The organism is Methylobacillus sp. MM3 (genome assembly GCF_001645185.1).
In the GTDB taxonomy this organism is placed as follows: domain Bacteria; phylum Pseudomonadota; class Gammaproteobacteria; order Burkholderiales; family Methylophilaceae; genus MM2.
Genome location: NZ_LXTQ01000025.1, coordinates 1 through 416 on the forward strand (window position 1 = coordinate 1; position 416 = coordinate 416).

The 416-nt window shown below is 57.0% G+C and carries 1 protein-coding gene; it reads left to right on the forward strand.

The features are described 5' to 3' along the window. Positions 1-196: 196 nt before the first annotated feature. On the forward strand, positions 197-416 hold a 220-nt coding region (locus A7976_RS08740), incomplete at its 3' end, for a helix-turn-helix domain-containing protein (RefSeq protein WP_131801010.1).

Sequence of the window (416 nt, forward strand, 5' to 3'; positions counted from 1 at the left end):
CTGGATCAGTTGATCCTTGGGTAATTCCAGTGTCGTAGCCATGCGAGGTTCCTTTGACGGAGCGAGTCGGGGGAAACGCCAGGCAGTTGCGCGCCACGCAACGACCCGGCGGTAAATGACACGGATCAAGTTATATGACACAAAGTGTCATTAGCAAGAGAAAAGTTTCATCGCCATCGGGAGAAGGCTGTCCTCAATGTCCATGCGCTTGAAATTGCTGAGAAAAAAACTCGGGGTCACGCTGGAGACCCTGGCCGACAAGACCGGCCTGACCAAGAGCTACCTGTCCAAGGTCGAGCGCGGGCTGAACACGCCGTCCATTGCCGCCGCGCTGAAGCTGGCGAAGGCGTTGAACGTGCAGGTGGAGGAGCTGTTCTCCGAGGAAAGCGACGGTGTCGACGGCTACAGCATCGTTC